This is a genomic window from Paraburkholderia lebeckiae (genome assembly GCF_050436225.1).
Lineage (GTDB): Bacteria > Pseudomonadota > Gammaproteobacteria > Burkholderiales > Burkholderiaceae > Paraburkholderia > Paraburkholderia tuberum.
Genome location: NZ_JBNDLU010000001.1, coordinates 260,342 through 276,234 on the forward strand (window position 1 = coordinate 260,342; position 15,893 = coordinate 276,234).

The 15,893-nt window shown below is 59.0% G+C and carries 18 protein-coding genes and 2 pseudogenes; 18 read left to right on the forward strand and 2 right to left on the reverse strand.

The features are described from left to right. Positions 1-3 precede the first annotated feature (3 nt). The 8 genes from OKW45_RS01160 (at position 4) to OKW45_RS01195 (ending at position 8,193) form a co-directional block, all read left to right on the forward strand. On the forward strand, positions 4-1,560 hold the full coding sequence (locus OKW45_RS01160; RefSeq protein WP_429465359.1) for a sugar ABC transporter ATP-binding protein: 1,557 nt from the start codon (positions 4-6) through the stop codon (positions 1,558-1,560). After that, positions 1,553-2,581 (forward strand): ABC transporter permease, encoded by a 1,029-nt coding sequence (locus tag OKW45_RS01165; protein WP_429465361.1) that lies wholly within the window; start codon positions 1,553-1,555, stop codon positions 2,579-2,581. The genes OKW45_RS01160 and OKW45_RS01165 overlap by 8 nt, the downstream gene beginning before the upstream one ends. Before the next feature lie 67 nt (positions 2,582-2,648). Then, positions 2,649-3,593 carry an ABC transporter substrate-binding protein gene (locus OKW45_RS01170; protein WP_429465363.1) on the forward strand — a complete coding sequence of 315 codons (945 nt, stop codon included), beginning with the start codon at positions 2,649-2,651 and terminating at the stop codon, positions 3,591-3,593. 114 nt (positions 3,594-3,707) lie between these two features. Then, the gene (locus OKW45_RS01175; protein ID WP_429465365.1) at positions 3,708-4,724 is read left to right on the forward strand and encodes an aldo/keto reductase; all 1,017 of its coding nucleotides are present in this window, start codon (positions 3,708-3,710) and stop codon (positions 4,722-4,724) included. Further along, complete coding sequence (locus OKW45_RS01180; protein WP_429465367.1) at positions 4,721-5,569, forward strand: amidohydrolase family protein; 849 nt, start codon at positions 4,721-4,723, stop codon at positions 5,567-5,569. Before OKW45_RS01175 ends, OKW45_RS01180 begins: the two co-directional genes overlap by 4 nt. A 25-nt stretch (positions 5,570-5,594) precedes the next feature. Next, positions 5,595-5,909, forward strand: a complete 315-nt coding sequence (locus tag OKW45_RS01185) for an L-rhamnose mutarotase (protein WP_018424482.1) — start codon at positions 5,595-5,597, stop codon at positions 5,907-5,909. 114 nt (positions 5,910-6,023) lie between these two features. Next, on the forward strand, positions 6,024-7,034 hold the full coding sequence (locus OKW45_RS01190) for a zinc-binding alcohol dehydrogenase family protein (RefSeq protein ID WP_429465369.1): 1,011 nt from the start codon (positions 6,024-6,026) through the stop codon (positions 7,032-7,034). A gap of 25 nt (positions 7,035-7,059) precedes the next feature. Further along, positions 7,060-8,193, forward strand: a complete 1,134-nt coding sequence (locus OKW45_RS01195) for a mannitol dehydrogenase family protein (protein WP_429465371.1) — start codon at positions 7,060-7,062, stop codon at positions 8,191-8,193. A gap of 88 nt (positions 8,194-8,281) precedes the next feature. On the opposite strand, the pseudogene OKW45_RS01200 reads toward OKW45_RS01195, so the two are convergent. Further along, positions 8,282-8,527: pseudogene (locus OKW45_RS01200) on the reverse strand (DDE-type integrase/transposase/recombinase); the annotation flags it as partial. A gap of 319 nt (positions 8,528-8,846) precedes the next feature. Here OKW45_RS01200 and OKW45_RS01205 point away from each other — a divergent pair. The 7 genes and pseudogenes from OKW45_RS01205 to OKW45_RS01235 all read left to right on the forward strand — a co-directional run bounded on the left by OKW45_RS01205 (position 8,847) and on the right by OKW45_RS01235 (position 12,636). Next, on the forward strand, positions 8,847-9,050 hold the full coding sequence (locus OKW45_RS01205) for a cold-shock protein (protein ID WP_018424486.1): 204 nt from the start codon (positions 8,847-8,849) through the stop codon (positions 9,048-9,050). Positions 9,051-9,326: 276 nt separating this feature from the next. Continuing rightward, positions 9,327-9,551: a hypothetical protein gene (locus OKW45_RS01210; protein WP_018424487.1), complete on the forward strand. Its 225-nt coding sequence runs from the start codon at positions 9,327-9,329 to the stop codon at positions 9,549-9,551. Between the two features lie 198 nt (positions 9,552-9,749). Continuing rightward, a pseudogene (gene infA, locus OKW45_RS01215) lies at positions 9,750-10,017 on the forward strand (translation initiation factor IF-1). Positions 10,018-10,125: 108 nt separating this feature from the next. Then, complete coding sequence (gene rpsU / locus OKW45_RS01220) at positions 10,126-10,338, forward strand: 30S ribosomal protein S21 (RefSeq protein ID WP_429469186.1); 213 nt, start codon at positions 10,126-10,128, stop codon at positions 10,336-10,338. Between the two features lie 426 nt (positions 10,339-10,764). Next, the gene (locus tag OKW45_RS01225; RefSeq protein WP_018424490.1) at positions 10,765-11,619 is read left to right on the forward strand and encodes a PA4780 family RIO1-like protein kinase; all 855 of its coding nucleotides are present in this window, start codon (positions 10,765-10,767) and stop codon (positions 11,617-11,619) included. A 311-nt stretch (positions 11,620-11,930) separates the two neighbouring features. After that, complete coding sequence (locus OKW45_RS01230) at positions 11,931-12,134, forward strand: cold-shock protein (protein ID WP_012428559.1); 204 nt, start codon at positions 11,931-11,933, stop codon at positions 12,132-12,134. Between the two features lie 277 nt (positions 12,135-12,411). Beyond that, positions 12,412-12,636 carry a hypothetical protein gene (locus OKW45_RS01235; protein WP_018424491.1) on the forward strand — a complete coding sequence of 75 codons (225 nt, stop codon included), beginning with the start codon at positions 12,412-12,414 and terminating at the stop codon, positions 12,634-12,636. 488 nt (positions 12,637-13,124) lie between these two features. Here OKW45_RS01235 and OKW45_RS01240 read toward each other — a convergent pair whose 3' ends face one another. Beyond that, positions 13,125-13,409 carry a hypothetical protein gene (locus OKW45_RS01240; protein ID WP_018424492.1) on the reverse strand — a complete coding sequence of 95 codons (285 nt, stop codon included), beginning with the start codon at positions 13,407-13,409 and terminating at the stop codon, positions 13,125-13,127. A gap of 530 nt (positions 13,410-13,939) precedes the next feature. Between OKW45_RS01240 and OKW45_RS01245 the strand changes: the two genes are divergently transcribed. The 3 genes from OKW45_RS01245 (at position 13,940) to OKW45_RS01255 (ending at position 15,881) form a co-directional block, all read left to right on the forward strand. Then, the gene (locus OKW45_RS01245; RefSeq protein ID WP_084754409.1) at positions 13,940-14,227 is read left to right on the forward strand and encodes a hypothetical protein; all 288 of its coding nucleotides are present in this window, start codon (positions 13,940-13,942) and stop codon (positions 14,225-14,227) included. 956 nt (positions 14,228-15,183) lie between these two features. After that, on the forward strand, positions 15,184-15,603 hold the full coding sequence (locus OKW45_RS01250) for a hypothetical protein (RefSeq protein ID WP_429465372.1): 420 nt from the start codon (positions 15,184-15,186) through the stop codon (positions 15,601-15,603). Between the two features lie 62 nt (positions 15,604-15,665). Beyond that, positions 15,666-15,881, forward strand: a complete 216-nt coding sequence (locus tag OKW45_RS01255) for a hypothetical protein (RefSeq protein WP_429465374.1) — start codon at positions 15,666-15,668, stop codon at positions 15,879-15,881. The last annotated feature ends 12 nt before the right edge of the window (positions 15,882-15,893 follow it).

Consider the following 15,893-nt stretch of genomic DNA (forward strand, 5'->3'; position numbering starts at 1 on the left):
CGCGTGACAGATCTGAGCGCCGAACTTGCCCCGAGCGCCGTGAAGGGCTTCGCTCCGAAGGAACCCCCGGAGCTACTGAAACTGAGCGGGCTGGGCAAGCGGTTTCCGGGTGTCGTTGCACTGGAGGACGTGCACTTCGAATTGCGCCGCGGCGAAGTGCACGCGATTTGCGGCGAAAACGGCGCCGGCAAGTCGACCCTGATGAAAATCGTCAGCGGCCAATACCAGCCCGATGCCGGCACGATCGTTTTTCGCGGTATGGAAAGGCGGTTCGCATCCTCACTCGAGGCACAGGAAGCAGGCATTGCGATCATTCACCAGGAACTGAATCTGGTGCCCCACCTCTCGATTGCGGAAAACATCTACCTGGCACGCGAGCCCAAACGCGGACCGTTCATCGATCGCGCACGACTGAATGGGAACGCCCAGCGCGCGCTCGCCCGCATTGGATTGTCGTTGCCGCCCACCAGGCTGGTGGGGACGCTGTCGATCGCCCAGCAACAGATGGTCGAAATCGCCAAGGCTCTCTCGCTCGACGCCCAGGTGCTGATCATGGACGAACCCACTTCGTCGCTCACCCAATCCGAAACCATGCACCTGTTCCGGATCATCAAGGAGTTGCGCGAGAACGGGGTCGGCATTGTCTACATCTCTCATCGTCTCGACGAAATGAAGCAGATCGTCGACCGCGTGACGGTGCTGCGCGACGGACACCACATTTCAACGGACGATTTCGCGGCGACCAGCATGGATGAGATCGTTGCGCGGATGGTCGGCCGGGCGCTGAATGACGCGTACCCGCCGCGCCGCTCGGTCGTGACGCAGGAGGTGCTGCTGCGTGTCGACAATCTGTCGCGCGCACCGGCATTTGGGCCGGTTTCGTTCGAACTGAGGCGAGGCGAGATTCTGGGCTTCGCCGGTTTGATGGGCGCAGGGCGGACCGAAGTGGCACGGGCGATTTTCGGCGCTGACCAGCCGGACGGAGGCGAGATTCATATCGGGAGCGAACGCGTCTCGATCCGCTCGCCTATCGACGCGATTCGCCACGGCATCGCGTATCTGTCGGAAGACCGCAAGAGCGACGGCCTCGCGCTGAAGATGCCGGTCGCGACCAACATCACGCTGGCCAATATCGAGGCGGTGTCGGGTCGCGCCGGCTTCATCCGCTTCGCCGAAGAAGCGAGCATCGCCCAGCGTTACGTTGAAACGCTCGGAATCCGCACGCCGACGGTCCATCAACTCACGCGCAACCTGTCCGGCGGCAATCAGCAGAAGGTTGTCATCGGCAAATGGCTGTTTCGCGAATCGAAGATTCTGTTTTTCGACGAGCCCACGCGCGGCATCGATGTCGGCGCGAAATACGCGATCTACACGCTGATGGATCAGCTCGCGGCGCAGGGCATCGGCGTCGTGCTGATCAGCTCGGAATTGCCCGAGATCCTCGGTATGTCCGATCGCATCGCGGTATTCCACGAAGGCCGGATCGCCACGATCCTGGAGACGCGCCACACCAATCAGGAAGAAATCATGCACTTCGCATCGGGACGAAATCATGCTTGAAATAACATCCGAACAGACCACTACTGTCGACACCAGCGCGAAGCTCCGGCGTCGCGACCTGATTCAGAAATTCGCCGCGCTCGGCAGTCTGATCATGCTGGTGGTCGTCTTTTCATCGACCAGTTCCGCGTTCTTCTCGCTCGAAAACGGCATGACGGTCGCCTTGCAGGTGACGTCGATTGCCTATCTCGGCGTGGCGGCAACCTGCGTGATCATTACGGGTGGAATCGACCTGTCCGTGGGTTCCGTCCTTGCGCTGTCAGGTGTGGTTGCCGCGTTGCTCGTCAAGGCCGGCGTGCCGATTCCTCTCGGCATGTTCGGCGGCGTCGTGGTGGGCGGCCTGTGCGGGCTCGTCAATGGCCTGTGCGTCACGCGTTTGGGTCTGCCGCCCTTTATCGCCACCCTCGGCATGATGCTGGTCGCGCGCGGTCTCGCGCTTCAGATCACGGGTGCGCGCCCGGTTTCCGGACTCGGCGACGCTTTCGGCGAACTCGGAAATGGCGCGTTGTTCCGCATCTCGCATGTCGGAGCGGACGGATTCCCCGATACGGTATTTCCGGGGATTCCTTATCCCGTGATCATCATGGTCGTGCTGGCGGTGGCTGTATCGATCATGCTGACGCGCACCTCGCTCGGCCGGCACATCTACGCGGTCGGATCGAATGCCGAAGCCGCGCGGCTCTCCGGCGTCAATGTCCGACGCGTCACCTTATTTACCTATGTGCTGTCCGGCGTACTCGCCGGTCTGACGGGGTGCGTGCTGATGTCGCGCCTCGTCACGGCGCAACCAAACGAAGGCGTCATGTACGAGCTCGATGCGATCGCGAGCGCCGTGATTGGCGGGACGTCGCTGATGGGCGGCGTCGGCACGATTTCGGGCACGGCCATCGGTGCGTTCGTCATCGGCGTACTGCGCAATGGCCTGAACATGAACGGCGTATCGAGCTTCGTCCAGCAAATCATCATCGGACTGGTCATTCTCGGCACGGTCTGGATCGACCAGGTCAGAAACCGTCGATAAAGCACATCGAATGATGCCATTCGAGAAGTCCAACAAAGCAGTGCAATCACCAACCAAGGAGTGAGACATGAGAAAGATGTATCTGGCATTGGCCGCCGCACTTTTGACCGCAGTGACGGCCCACGCGAATGCGGCGAGCGGAGAAATCGCCGTGATCGTCAAGACGGCCAACTCGAATTACTGGCAGAACGTGCAAAAGGGTGCAACGGAGGGCATGAAAGGGCTGAACGGCTACACGATGACGTTCCAGGGACCGGCGACCGAGTCAGCCGTGGCGGACGAAGTCAATATGGTCGAGAACGCGGTGAACCGGCATGTCGCGGCGATCGTGCTCGCGCCGTCCGATCCCGATGCGCTGGTCCCGGCAATGAAGAAGGCCTGGGAGGCAAAGATTCCGGTCGTCCTGATCGATTCGCTCGTGTCCGATTCCGGCAAGCAGTATTACCAGTCGTTTCTCTCGACCGATAACGACAAGGCCGGTGAATTGTGCGCGAAAGCAATGATTGACCGCGTCGGACAGACAGGAAAAATCGCTGTGATGTCGTACGTGGCCGGCGCAGGTTCTGAGATCGGCCGCGTGGGCGGTTTCCGGAAGTATCTCGCGCAGCACTCGAAGCTCCAGATCGTCGGACCGTTCTACTCGCAGTCGCAGATGGCAACCGCGCTCAATCAGACGACCGACGTGCTGTCGGCCAATCCGGATCTGAAGGGCATCTTCGGTGCGAACGAACCGACCGCCGTGGGTATGGGGCGTGCGTTGGCGCAGTCCGGCAAAGCCGGCAAGGTGGTCGCGATCGGTTTTGACGGCAACCAGGACCTCCAGGGCTTCGTCAAGGACGGCACCATCCAGGCCATCGCTGTTCAGGGCTCGTATCAGATGGGCTACAAAGGTGTCAAAACAGCGGTGGAGGTCATCGAACGCAAGCCGGTTACGAAGCAGCTGGATACCGGTGTCGTGATGGTCGACAAGAACAATATCGATCAACCGGCCGCGAAGAACGTGTTGTATTGAAGCGCGGCGCGGACGACGCCTGACGGCGTTGTCCGCCCTTGAGGACTGCGCCGTTCAAGACACGCTGTAAGGCGTTGGACATCCGGCAACGACTCCCTGGAAACGGAATTCCTGATGAAAGCAAGTGATCTGCGTGATCTGTCGCGTGGGGCCGTGCAACTGAGCGCACTCGGTATGGGCTGTTCGCAACTTGGCGGCTTGTATCGCACGATGCCGCCGGAACAGGCGCGCGCGCTGATGGACGAAGCATGGTCGCTCGGTCTGCGCTATTTCGACACTGCGCCATTCTACGGGTACACGCTTTCGGAGCGCCGCGTGGGCGACGCACTGTCAGCACGGCCACGCAACGAGTTCGTGCTGAGTACGAAAGTCGGCAGGCTTCTTCGGCCGGATCCGACTGTTCAATGCGGCGATGACGGCTGGGCTGAGCCGCTTCCTTTCCGGCCGCACTACGACTACAGCTTCGACGGCATCATGCGGTCTTTCGAAGACAGCCAGCAGCGTCTCGGTATTCCGCAGATCGATCTGCTGTATGTGCATGACATCGGTCGAATGACACATGGGGATGCAAACGTCGAGTTCTGGAAACAGCTGACCGAGGGAGGGGGCTTCCGCGCACTCGACACGCTGCGTAGTGCAGGGCAGGTCAAAGCCATCGGTCTTGGAGTGAATGAATGGCAAGTTGTGCATGAAGCCATGCAGGAGATACAGCTCGATGTGACGTTACTCGCGGGCCGTTATACGCTCCTCGAGCAGGATTGTCTGTCGCCATTTCTCGACGATTGTGTAAGGCATGGCAATTCGATCGTGGCCGGCGGTGTGTTCAATTCCGGCGTGCTGGCAGGTAATGGCAAGTTCAATTACGGGGACGCCCCCGCCGGTGTCGTGTCGCGCGTCCACCGGCTGGCTGAGGTTTGCCGCGAATTCGAGGTTCCGTTACCCGCTGCGGCACTGCAGTTTCCCCTTGCGCATCCCGCGGTTGTGTCGTGCGTGGTCGGCGCGCGCAGTGTCGAACAACTCCGGCAGAACGTCGCGTGGTTTGAGCAGGCGCTGCCAGCCGGATTGTGGCAGGAGCTGAAGTCGGACGGTCTGATTGCGGAAACCGCACCTGTGCCCGAGGTGGTCCAGTGAGCCTGCGTATCGACGCACATCACCATTTCTGGCACCTCGCGGCGCGTGTGGGGCATTGGCCACCTGCTCGCCTCGAAGCGATCTATCGAGACTTTGGGCCGGCCGATTTTGAACCGCTGCTTGAACAATGCGGTATCGACGGAACCGTCCTGGTCCAGTCCTTACCGGACAGCAAAGACACCGGGTTCCTGCTCGAATTGGCGACCGGTCACTCTTTTATCCGTGGTGCGGTGGGATGGGCCGATCTGAAAGCACCGGACGCGCCGCAAACGATCGATGCTTTGGCCTGCCACCCGAAGCTGAAAGCGCTGCGGCCGATGCTGCAGGATCTTGCCGACGACAACTGGATCGACGACCCGGCATTGCGACCGGCGATCACGGCGATGCTCGCGAATGACCTTGCATTTGATGCACTGGTCGTCCCGCGTCAACTCCCCGGACTGGTCGCATTCGCGAGGCGATATCCCGGTCTGCGGATTGTTATAGATCATGCAGCCAAACCACTGATCGCTATCAGGCAACTGGAGCCGTGGCGAAGCGCCATGGACGATCTGGCCAAACTCGAAAACGTACATTGCAAGCTGTCTGGCTTATGGACGGAAGCGCCGCCGCACACGGACGCTGCTGCTTTCGATCCCTACGTGGAAACGCTATTCCGATTGTTCGGTACCCGCCGTCTGCTGTGGGGGAGTGACTGGCCTGTCCTGCGGCTCGCATCAGGCTTCGGCGACTACGCCGGGTGGCTTGCCGCCTGTGAAACGTACTGTGAGCGGTTTGCCCGTGGTGAGGATAAAGACGCCGTGTTCGGCGGCAACGCTTATCGCTTCTACCGGCTCGAAGAATAGGGAGAGTGTGATGCAACGAATGGGAATGGTCATCGGCATCGATCCGCAGCGCGTCGACGAATACAAACGCCTGCACGCGCAGGTATGGCCGACGGTGCTCGATCGCCTGAAGCGCTCGAATATCACCCGCTATTCGATTTTCCTGCGGGAACCCGAGAACCTGTTGTTCGGTTACTGGGAATACGTCGGAACTGACTATGAAAGCGATATGGCGGAGATTGCGAGCGACCCCGAAACACAACGTTGGTGGAGCCTGTGCGGTCCGTGCCAGAAACCGCTGCCGAGTCGTGCGCCGTCGGAACACTGGGCCCGGATGGAAGAGGTCTTTTACCTCGAATAAGTGTCGTCGCAACATCGCACTCGTTTGATCTCGCCGTAAAGAGACAAATTAGCCGAGCCCGCATCGAAACCGGATCATGGCTTCGCGGGTCCTGTACTTGAAAGAGGAAACCTCATGCTCACCGTTATTTGTGAAACTCCCGGCGTACTGCGCTCCGAGACGCGCTCAATGCCATCGCGAGACAGCGGCGAGGTGTTGCTACGAGTGCGACGCGTCGGCGTATGCGGCACTGACCTGCACATCTTTACCGGCAATCAGCCATTTCTAGCGTACCCCCGCGTGATGGGACATGAACTGTCGGGGACGGTCGAAGAGGCCGATGCGGATTCCGGCCTGGCCGTCGGCGACCCGGTCTACGTGATGCCCTACCTGTCATGCGGTCGGTGCATTGCTTGCAGGAACGGCAAAACGAACTGCTGCGTGAACATTCAGGTATTGGGCGTCCACCGTGATGGCGCATTGACGGAGTATCTAAGTCTGCCGCGTCAGTTCGTTCACAAGGCTGAAGGGATCACGCTCGATCAGGCGGCAATGATCGAGTTTCTCGCCATTGGCGCGCACGCGGTTCGTCGCGCAGACGTTCAGGCGGGACAGCGCGTGCTGGTAGTCGGTGCAGGTCCGATCGGTATGGCCGCGATGATCTTTTCACGTCTGCGCGGGGCCACGGTGACGGCGCTTGATACACGGCTCGATCGTCTCAACTTCTGCGCGGAGAAAATTGAAGTGGCGGCTACCGTGCAGTTCGGCGATACCGACATCGACGAACTGACGAAACTCACCGAAGGCGAATTCTTCGACGTGGTCTTCGATGCGACGGGTAATCCGGCTGCCATGGAGCGCGGCTTCGAGTTTATTGCGCACGGCGGAAAATATGTGCTGATTTCCGTGGTGAGAGACCAGATCACTTTCTCCGATCCGGAGTTCCACAAGCGCGAAGCCACGCTGATCGGAAGCCGCAATGCGACAGCGGAAGATTTCGAAACTGTGCTCAGAGCCATGAGTGCTGGCCAGGTGCCCGATGCGGCACTCAATACACACCGGATGAAACTTGCCGAAGTTCCCGCGGAATTTCCGAAACTGCTCGAGCCGTCCGCAGGCGTAGTGAAAGCCATCATCGAATGCTGACGATCACGCATATCGGATATCAGCCATGAGCCAGCCAATTCTTCAGTTCGGGACCAGCCGCTTTCTTCAGGCGCATGTCGACCTGTTTGTTTCGCAAGCCATGGTGCGCGGTGCCGCGCTCGGCGGCATAACGGTCGTGCAGACCACCAGCAGCGAGGCAAGTCAGAAGCGCATTTCCGCGCTGGCAGGCGGCGGACGATATCCGGTACGGATTCGAGGTATGCGTCACGGAGCACAGGTGGACGAGATGCTGAGTGGCGACGCGGTACGCGCAGCCTGGCACGCCGAGACTCATTGGAAACAGGTGCGAGATGCCGTATCGGAACATGCCCAGGTGATTGTTTCGAATACGGGAGACAGGGGGTTCTGGCTTGATGACCGGGATACCGCAGCGCTTCTGAATCATCCGGAGCGCGTGCCACATAGCTTTCCGGCCAAGCTGTTGGTGTTGCTTCATGCTCGTTGGGAAAGACATCCTGATGCGCCGCTTTCTCTTTTTCCGTGCGAACTCGTGGTCAACAATGGCGATACGTTGCGCGAACTCGTCGTGACGCTGGCGACGACATGGCGCCTGCCGGAGTCCTTCACTACCTATCTTCGAACGCGTTGCATATGGGCCAATTCCCTCGTCGACCGCATCGTTTCGCAGGCAATTGAACCGGTAGGCGCCGTTGCCGAGCCGTATGCGCTCTGGGCAATTGAGCAGCAGCCGGGACTGGTTCTGCCCTGCACTCACGAAAACATCGTGTTGACTGACAATCTGCAGCACTTCGAGCGTCTGAAGCTGTTCATGCTCAATCTCGGTCACAGCTATCTGGCGCAGCGCTGGCTAGAGGACCGCAGGCCGGTTGACGAGACCGTATGTCAGGCAATGAACGACCCGATCCTGCGCGCCAGCCTGGAAACTGTCTGGGCGGAAGACGTGCTCCCGACGTTTGCGGCCCTGGGGCAGCGCGAGCGGGCTCTCGCGTATCTCGTCGAATTACGCGATCGTCTACTCAATCCGTTTCTCGAGCACCGGATAGCGGACATCGCGCAGAATCACACCGAGAAATTGCAGCGGCGTTTTTTGCCGCTCGTGCAACTTGCCGACAAGCTCGGTGTGAATCCTGGACCACTGCGAATACGAGCGATGCTTGAGCGCGTCGCATCGGCTTAGGAACTGCCTCGGGAGGGCTGTGCGTCTCATTGAAGAGGGCGCTCCTATTCTGAAGTACGGTCGGGTCATCGGTATTGCCACGCACGATGAACGGACTCTTGCGAATGCGATGCATCGATTCGATGCCTGAAATCGTGGTCACGGCATACCTGAATCGCTTGAAGCCGAGCATCGCGCTCGTTCTGGACTTGATGTTTCGATGGTCCTGCTCGATCAGATTGTTCAGGTACTTCGAGGACTGGATCTTCGTGTCCTCCGGCAGCTGGCCATCGGCCTTCATCTCACGCACCGCCCGGTGTTAGGCGGCATACCAACCGAGCGTGATCGTCTCCGGCGAGATCTCGATTCGTTCGCGCTTCAAGTTGAACTGGTTCGTCTGGAAATATGGCGTATCGTGTGAAGCAGGACAAGGGGGCGCAGCCAGGCAGGGCCGCATCGCTCCCTCTGCAGAACGGGCCGCCGAGTGAAACGGTTACAAGATAAGTATTGACGCAGGTCCGCCCGGCGGGTAATGTGCCGTTCGAAGTTCAAGAAGTTCGATTGCTGTTCATCAATTGCTCGCTCCTCAGCGGTATTCGTTGTCCTCTCCCTCCTTGAAGCTTCACACACTCTTTACTAGAGCAAATCTTCGTATTTTTCCTCAAGGATTCTTCATGGATACCGGCACCGTTAAGTGGTTCAACGACAGCAAAGGCTTCGGCTTCATCAGCCCGGATAAGGGCGGCGACGACCTGTTCGCTCACTTCTCCGAAATCAGGGGCGACGGCTTCAAGACACTGGCTGAAAATCAGAAGGTGAGCTTCGAAACGAAGCAAGGCCCGAAGGGACTGCAAGCGGCTAACATCAAGCCGATGTAATGTTGAAGGGCCCCGGCCTCCCGCGACGGACGCCGGGTTGCAGCGACATCCTTGCGGAGCGTTGTTTTCTAAAGTGGCGCGTTCGCTCCTGGCTGCATCGGTTTCGCCAGCACCTTGCCAAGCGCCATACGTCTCGTTGCGCTCACTTTCCCCTCTGGCATTCCCGCCACGTCTTCGCTTTCCGACTGCTTCAGATTCGGCCTGAGATGCCTTTGAATCGGCGTACCTGTGCACATTTCGCAAGGCACGCGCGCACTCGACATTATTAAAACTAAAATGCAGAACAGACAAGTTCAGCAATACAGCGGCTATGCCGTCCAATCGTCGGCGCATCGTTTGCCCGACGGTAGCTTCTCATCTAACCTGCTGCTCGAATGCATTGATAGTGCGCGAGCCGAAGGCCGCTACTCGTTCTATTCCCTCGATTATTTCAAGAGTGAAGAGCAGGCGTTGCAGCACTCGACCCAGTGGGCACGCAACTGGGTCGACACGCGCGGTTAAAGACGACGCCACGGTTCGAAACACCCAACGCATCTGAGGCGCCAGGGCGGGTACAACAAAACGCCCCCACATCACGCGGGATCCCGATTGCACATCGTCGGCACGCATGGCGGACACCCCCCTTCCTTCTGGCCCCGTCGATAGTGGCGGGGCAGATGGCGGCCTTTGGGTACAATGCAGGACTAGTTCGCTTCGCAAATGCCCAAAGAAGAACTGCTGGAACTCGACGGTATCGTTGAGGAAGTGCTGCCAGACAGCCGTTACCGCGTCACGCTCGACAATGGCGTGCTGGGAGGTGCGTATGCGTCCGGTCGTATTCGCGAGAATCACATTCGCATCCTTGCGGGCGATCGGATAACGCTGGAACTCTCGATGTACGACCTGACGAAAGGACGAATCAATTTTCGACATAAAGATGAACGGAGCGGTGGCGCAACGCAAAGAGCCCGCATTTCACCGTCGTTGATGGCGCGATACGCGACCGTCGGCTGTGACCCTTACCTGTGCCGCGACGCCGCGTGCACATCCACATCACCATTCGCCATTGCTGCCGGATCTCAACCAAGGAAAAAAATTGACTACCGTAATTCTGAAAGCCGACGAGCCCATGGAAGTTGCAATACGCCGTTTCCGTCGCGCGATCGAGCGCACCGGCTTGATTCCCGAGCTTCGTGCCCGGACAGCCTATGAAAAAGCTACCACAGAACGCAAGCGCAAAAAGGCTGCTGCAGTGGCGCGCCTGCGCAAGCAGATCAAACGGTCGTTGCCGCCGAAAAAGCGGTACTGATCCGGAACTGCAGAGCAGCCATGCAGAAGCGGCCGTCCAGTGCACAGCCGGATGTCTCGCGTAACCTTCGCATGGGGAACCGCTTCTGATCTTGGCCGAGTGACACCGGTTGAATCCGCTTTCGCATACCGGTCACTCGATTTTCTGCGATCGATAGACCGCTTCAGGTCGGGCGCCGCCCTTCGCGGCGGGTAGCCAGCGGCCAGGAGCGGCGGCAATACATCTACGCAGTCGCCAGGAGATTAGAGTCGCCTGCCCCTCGCCCCCTTTATAATCCGGCATGACTCCCTCCACTCCCCATGCAGCAATCCGACGACCGGAACCGCCCACGCGATTCATCGGTTTGCCGATTCCGCACACTTCAGCGGCCCATTCGCCTTCCACGCATTTCGAACGCTCGCGCCACGAGCCGCACGGGTCGGTCGTATGAAGATACCTAAACGGCTTGCACCGCTTCTCGACGAAGGACTCATCGACGAAGTGATCGGCCAGTTGATGAGCGGCAAGGAAGCAACAGTCTACCTCGTGCGCAGCGGCCACTCGATGCGCTGCGCAAAGGTCTACAAGGACGCGAAGCAGCGCAGTTTCCGGCAAGCCGCGTCGTATCGGGACGGTCGCAAGGTCAAGAATAGCCGGCAAGCGCGTGCGATGGAAAAAGGTACTCGCTATGGCCGCCAGATGCAGGAAGAGTTGTGGCAAAACGCCGAAGTCAACGCATTGTTCCGACTTGCCGACGCGGGCGTGCGCGTGCCGCAACCCTATATTTGTACCGATGGCGTGTTACTGATGGAACTGGTGGTCGACGCAGCGGGTGACGTCGCGCCACGCCTCAACGACGTCCATCTGACCGAAGCGCGCGCCCTTGAACTGCACGCCCTCCTGCTCAACGAGGTTGTCCGCATGCTCTGCGCGGGTGTGATTCACGGGGACCTATCCGAATACAACATCCTGCTGGCAGCTGATGGGCCGGTGATCATCGATCTGCCTCAGGCCGTCGACGCAGCTGCCAACAACGAAGCCGCTTCGATGCTCAAGCGTGACGTCGACAACCTGGCTGCGTACTTCGGACGGTTCGCACCGCAAATTCTCAGCGCGGATTACGGAACGGAGATCTGGGCGCTGTTCGAAGCAGGCGGGCTGCAAGTCGATGTCAAATTGACCGGACGCATCGAGCTCGACACGCGACCAGTTGACCTCGATAGCGTGCTGCAGGAACTCGAAGAGACACGTCTTTACGAAGACGCGCGAGTGCGGCGCCAGCAGGAACTGAGCGCAGACTGATAACCGTGCTCGATGTACCCCGGACGATTGCCCCGCGATAAGGTCTTCGTCGAATGTCGCACCAGCAACCGGTTGCGCACCGTCAGACAATTCGAGTTCGGCCAGAAAGGGCCCCGCCCGTGGAACAGTTACAAGATAAGTATTGACGCTGGTGCCACTCGGCGGTTAGGGTGTCGCATGAAGTTCAAGAAGTTCGATTGCTGTTCATCAATTGCTCGCTCCTCAGCGGTATTCGTTGTCCTTTCCCTCCTTGACGCTTCATACGCTCTTCAACGGAGCACATTTTCCCGTTTTTTTCTCAAGGATTCTTCATGGATACCGGTACCGTTAAGTGGTTCAACGATAGCAAAGGTTTTGGCTTCATCACCCCGGACAAGGGCGGTGACGATCTGTTCGCTCACTTCTCCGAAATCAGCGGCGACGGCTTCAAGACGTTGGCTGAAAATCAGAAGGTGAGCTTCGAAACGAAGCAAGGCCCGAAGGGTCTGCAGGCAGCTAACATCAAGCCGCTGTAAAGTTTGAAGGGCCCGGCGTCCCGCGACGGACGCCGGGTTGCAGCGACATCCTTGCGGAGCGTTGTTTTCTAAAGTGGCGCGTTCGCTCCCGGCTGCATCGGTTTCGCCAGCACCTTGCCAAGCGCCATACGTCTCGTTGCGCTCACTTTCCCCTCTGGCATTCCCGCCACGTCTTCGCTTTCCGACTGCTTCGGATTCGGCCTGAGATGCCTTTGAATCGGGCGTACCTGTGCACATTTCGCAAGGCACGCGCGCACTCGACATTATTAAAACTAAAATGCAGAACAGACAAATTCAACAATACAACGGCTATGCCGTCCAGCCCTCGGCGCATCGTTTGCCCGACGGCAGTTTTTCCTCCAACCTGCTGCTCGAACGCGCCGATAGCGAGCGCGCGGACGGCCGCTACCAGTTCTATTCGCTCGATTACTTCACGAGTGAGGAGCAGGCATTGCAGCACTCGACACGCTGGGCACGCAACTGGGTCGACACGCGCGGCTAACGGCGACGCCCCAGTTCTGCGCGCTCAACGCATCTTAGGCATCAGGACGCGTGCAATAAGGCGCGCGATCGATCGGTTACTTTCCGTTTTGAGCCGGGCGCTCAGTGCGAACTTCCGGATTTTCTCTATCGACGTCTTCGGCATTTTATACACGGCATCGAAGTCAACGACGCTCTTGAGCTTTCAGACCAGGTCGAAGTGTGAACGCAGGCGCGGGCGGACGGCAATCACTCATCGGTCACTATGTGGCCGAGATGGAATGGACAAGGCTTCCCTTCGGGCATGACGGTATCTATTTCGTGGTCGACGCCTGAGGAGGCGATGACCGGAACTGGCAGCAATGCGGTCGCATTGGCATAGCCTGCCGAGCATGTGGCGACTGACGATCAGAAGGTCAACTTCTTTATCATGCACATTGTTGATGGCGTGCCCCTGGCGCGCGCGAACACGGGTACCTTCTGCATAGACTCGGGTTCTGGCTTTAACACTCAGGGGGATTCCAGGATGGTGCGATCAAAGCCGTCAGTATCAATCAGCATTTCGGCGTAGGCCACCGACGCGCGCCTTGCGTCGCCGGCATTCACGAAGGGCCTTTTGCCGGGCACACGGAATAAGCGACTTCGCGGGTTGTCTGTCATGGAATCCGGGTCGCTGATGCGAATCGACGCATCGAATCCTTCCTCGTAGTTGTGACCATATCCCGGTTGAGTCGTGCGATGCGGATACACGAGTAGGGAAATATCGAGACCTCGATAATGGCGGACGGTTGTCATCAGGTCACTCCTTTTGGCCGCAGCAAGCAGCACGTTTTTGATCGTTGTGCAGGTTTGGCCGAGGGAGATACGCCCCCGAGCCACACCGACGAGGCGACCGGAACGAAGTTTCCTGGCTAGCTGTCCGGTACGCGGATACCCGAGCTTCGTGCTTAACATCCGCAAGCGTTCCCTAAACCGGCATTCCGCTCACGTTTGTCCGATCGGGCATCGCACTGTCCCGAACTCACGAAGTGGGTCGCTCCCGTATCCTTGGCCAGCCTCATCGCGCGTGGCAAGCAGACGCTGTTGATCTTGGTGTTCTTGGAGAGTTTCAACGTAAGCGTGGAGGTGGAACCAGGCAGACAGCCGTCGCCCCGGCCATCTAAGCAAACGCTATGGCAATCCGGGCACTGCCCCCTTTGCCGACCTTAACTTTCAAGGTACGCGCGACAGTACCATCGGTCAATACAATTCTGGTAACAGTCGCTGCGCCGCCCGATGTAACCCGTTCCAGCGTATAGTGAGTCATACCCTGCGGAGTGACCAACATGTCGACACACCCGTTTTTTCTCTACAAGGGGTACGAACTTCATCCCCTTGTCTTTCCCCGCACATTCAGTCGCTTTGACGGACATTCCCGTTACGCGGAAGGTTATGAAATTGCAGTACGGATATGTCGTCCGGCGGCGACAGCAATTCCCTCCGCAAGCCGGGTCTTCAGGCTGAACCAAACGCATACATTCTCTGACTTCGGTACGGCAAGGCGAGCCGCCCGGCAGCAGGGAAAGGACATCGTCGACGGAAAGGTGAGCGGCGCTTCGGTCATCGACATATGAAAACGCCGCTGACGGGCAGCATCTGTCGATGTGCTCGATCGTGCGACGAATTGCTGTCTACCTGATGGCCGATCTGATCGTCGCTCCCACATAAAAGGCGGCCAGCACCTCCAGCTTTTTGGCGACCGGTATGGCAGCATTCCGCTGCGCAACGGACCCTTTACCCGGCGGTGAGCGTACCTCATTGCCGGAATAGCGGGACAGGCTGCAATCGACGTACTGCTCAGGACGCTCGCCGGCGATCACCTTCCCGAACGATTCGCGATTTGGTCATCCCCGAAGATTCGATGTGACCGGTTGCAAAAACGTACCGCAGACCTGCAAGTCGAGCAGCAATTGGCGTCGCTGGCTCACGCCGTCTCGTCGCCCAATCGGGCCACGCGGTCCCAGCTGTTCCGCGTCGAACACGTACCCCCGAAATGAAGTCGGTCCGGATAGCCGTTGCATGTCGCGCTCGGCAATCGCGTGGTCGCGGATGCGTCCGCGTCGAGCCAGAGGCGCAAACATCGCGTCGGTCTCCTCGCGGGCGGTCGGGTAACGCTGGAACTCCTTATGACCTGACGAAAGGGTGAATCGATTTCTGCCAAAACGGGCGAACGGGGCTGCAATGCAGTTTCGCGCGCTTCGTTCCGCCGTCGTTGAATTGTTGACGTCGAGACTGCTTGCCGCGCATGTCGGAGGTGCACTCTGCGTCGCCACATGTTGAGCCTGAGAAGAGAGACAGTCCGATGTGGATCTTCGGATCGCCCGCCGCCTACCGGCGCTGCGGTATGTAAGTGCCGGGTTGACTTGCATGTTCCCTGTGCTTCTCTGACGGCGCCTGAAGCACGAGTTTTTCTGTACAAATCCATCAATGGGCGTAGCATGAAATCGTCACTCTACCTGCGACCGTTCCTCGCGTCCTTAAGCTGCGTGCCCGACGGAATCGTAGATACGCTTTCACCCAAAACCGAAACGTGGCCGACCTCCTGAAGGGCAGCGGACGCAGTGGCACACGTCGCTATGCTCCGTCTTTTCCGCTACACCATGAGACGGCCTCAAAGGCACCGATCACGACCGGTTCCCGTCTCTACCGCAGGCTCGAACTTCATCCGCTGATGGTTGACTCAGAGCCGTTGCAAACATTGGAGTTTGGTATGGAAAGAAATGACCTGCTGAAATGGATTCGGTGCAATGGTGATGACATCGTCGATCAGTTTCTGCCGCCCGGCGCGCGGGGCGAACTTGATAGCCTCATCCATGACCGCCGTCACGAGATCGATGCGGGCGCGTTTCTGATGTTCATGTCGATTCGTACGCTTCTATGCGAACGCGGCATGGCAAGCTGCGAATCGGATCGCGAGGCCGGACAAATCATGGCCATGCTGAGCACCTAGGTCGCGCTTTTCGACGCTCCTCTGAGACAGTCGCAATCGAGCGATAACCCCAAAGGAATACCATGCGCTTCAATTCCACCCTGATCGTTATCGACCCGACCCCCCGGCGGGCCGACGGCGAGTACATGGCCCACGCACGCATCAGCGGCAGCCGTGCCGACGGCACCGGGTACGAGATTCATTCGAGTGGCGATCTGGCAGGCTTCGACGCACGCGAGGACGCGATAGCCTACGCGAAGAACTGGGCGCAGGACTGGCTGCAAGCGCGTTTCGGGTGACAGACGTCTCAC

What these genes read in the sequence shown, in the direction of transcription:
- OKW45_RS01165 (WP_429465361.1), top strand. Translation starts at nt 1,553, where the DNA reads ATGCTTGAAATAACATCCGAACAGACCACTACTGTCGACACCAGCGCG.
- OKW45_RS01255 (WP_429465374.1), top strand. Translation starts at nt 15,666, where the DNA reads ATGCGCTTCAATTCCACCCTGATCGTTATCGACCCGACCCCCCGGCGG.
- OKW45_RS01205 (WP_018424486.1), top strand. Translation starts at nt 8,847, where the DNA reads ATGGATACCGGCACCGTTAAGTGGTTCAACGACAGCAAAGGCTTCGGC.
- OKW45_RS01235 (WP_018424491.1), top strand. Translation starts at nt 12,412, where the DNA reads ATGCAGAACAGACAAATTCAACAATACAACGGCTATGCCGTCCAGCCC.
- OKW45_RS01240 (WP_018424492.1), bottom strand. Translation starts at nt 13,409, where the DNA reads ATGACAACCGTCCGCCATTATCGAGGTCTCGATATTTCCCTACTCGTG.
- OKW45_RS01210 (WP_018424487.1), top strand. Translation starts at nt 9,327, where the DNA reads ATGCAGAACAGACAAGTTCAGCAATACAGCGGCTATGCCGTCCAATCG.
- OKW45_RS01230 (WP_012428559.1), top strand. Translation starts at nt 11,931, where the DNA reads ATGGATACCGGTACCGTTAAGTGGTTCAACGATAGCAAAGGTTTTGGC.
- OKW45_RS01175 (WP_429465365.1), top strand. Translation starts at nt 3,708, where the DNA reads ATGAAAGCAAGTGATCTGCGTGATCTGTCGCGTGGGGCCGTGCAACTG.
- OKW45_RS01185 (WP_018424482.1), top strand. Translation starts at nt 5,595, where the DNA reads ATGGTCATCGGCATCGATCCGCAGCGCGTCGACGAATACAAACGCCTG.
- OKW45_RS01170 (WP_429465363.1), top strand. Translation starts at nt 2,649, where the DNA reads ATGAGAAAGATGTATCTGGCATTGGCCGCCGCACTTTTGACCGCAGTG.
- OKW45_RS01190 (WP_429465369.1), top strand. Translation starts at nt 6,024, where the DNA reads ATGCTCACCGTTATTTGTGAAACTCCCGGCGTACTGCGCTCCGAGACG.
- OKW45_RS01195 (WP_429465371.1), top strand. Translation starts at nt 7,060, where the DNA reads ATGAGCCAGCCAATTCTTCAGTTCGGGACCAGCCGCTTTCTTCAGGCG.
- OKW45_RS01225 (WP_018424490.1), top strand. Translation starts at nt 10,765, where the DNA reads ATGAAGATACCTAAACGGCTTGCACCGCTTCTCGACGAAGGACTCATC.
- OKW45_RS01245 (WP_084754409.1), top strand. Translation starts at nt 13,940, where the DNA reads ATGTCGACACACCCGTTTTTTCTCTACAAGGGGTACGAACTTCATCCC.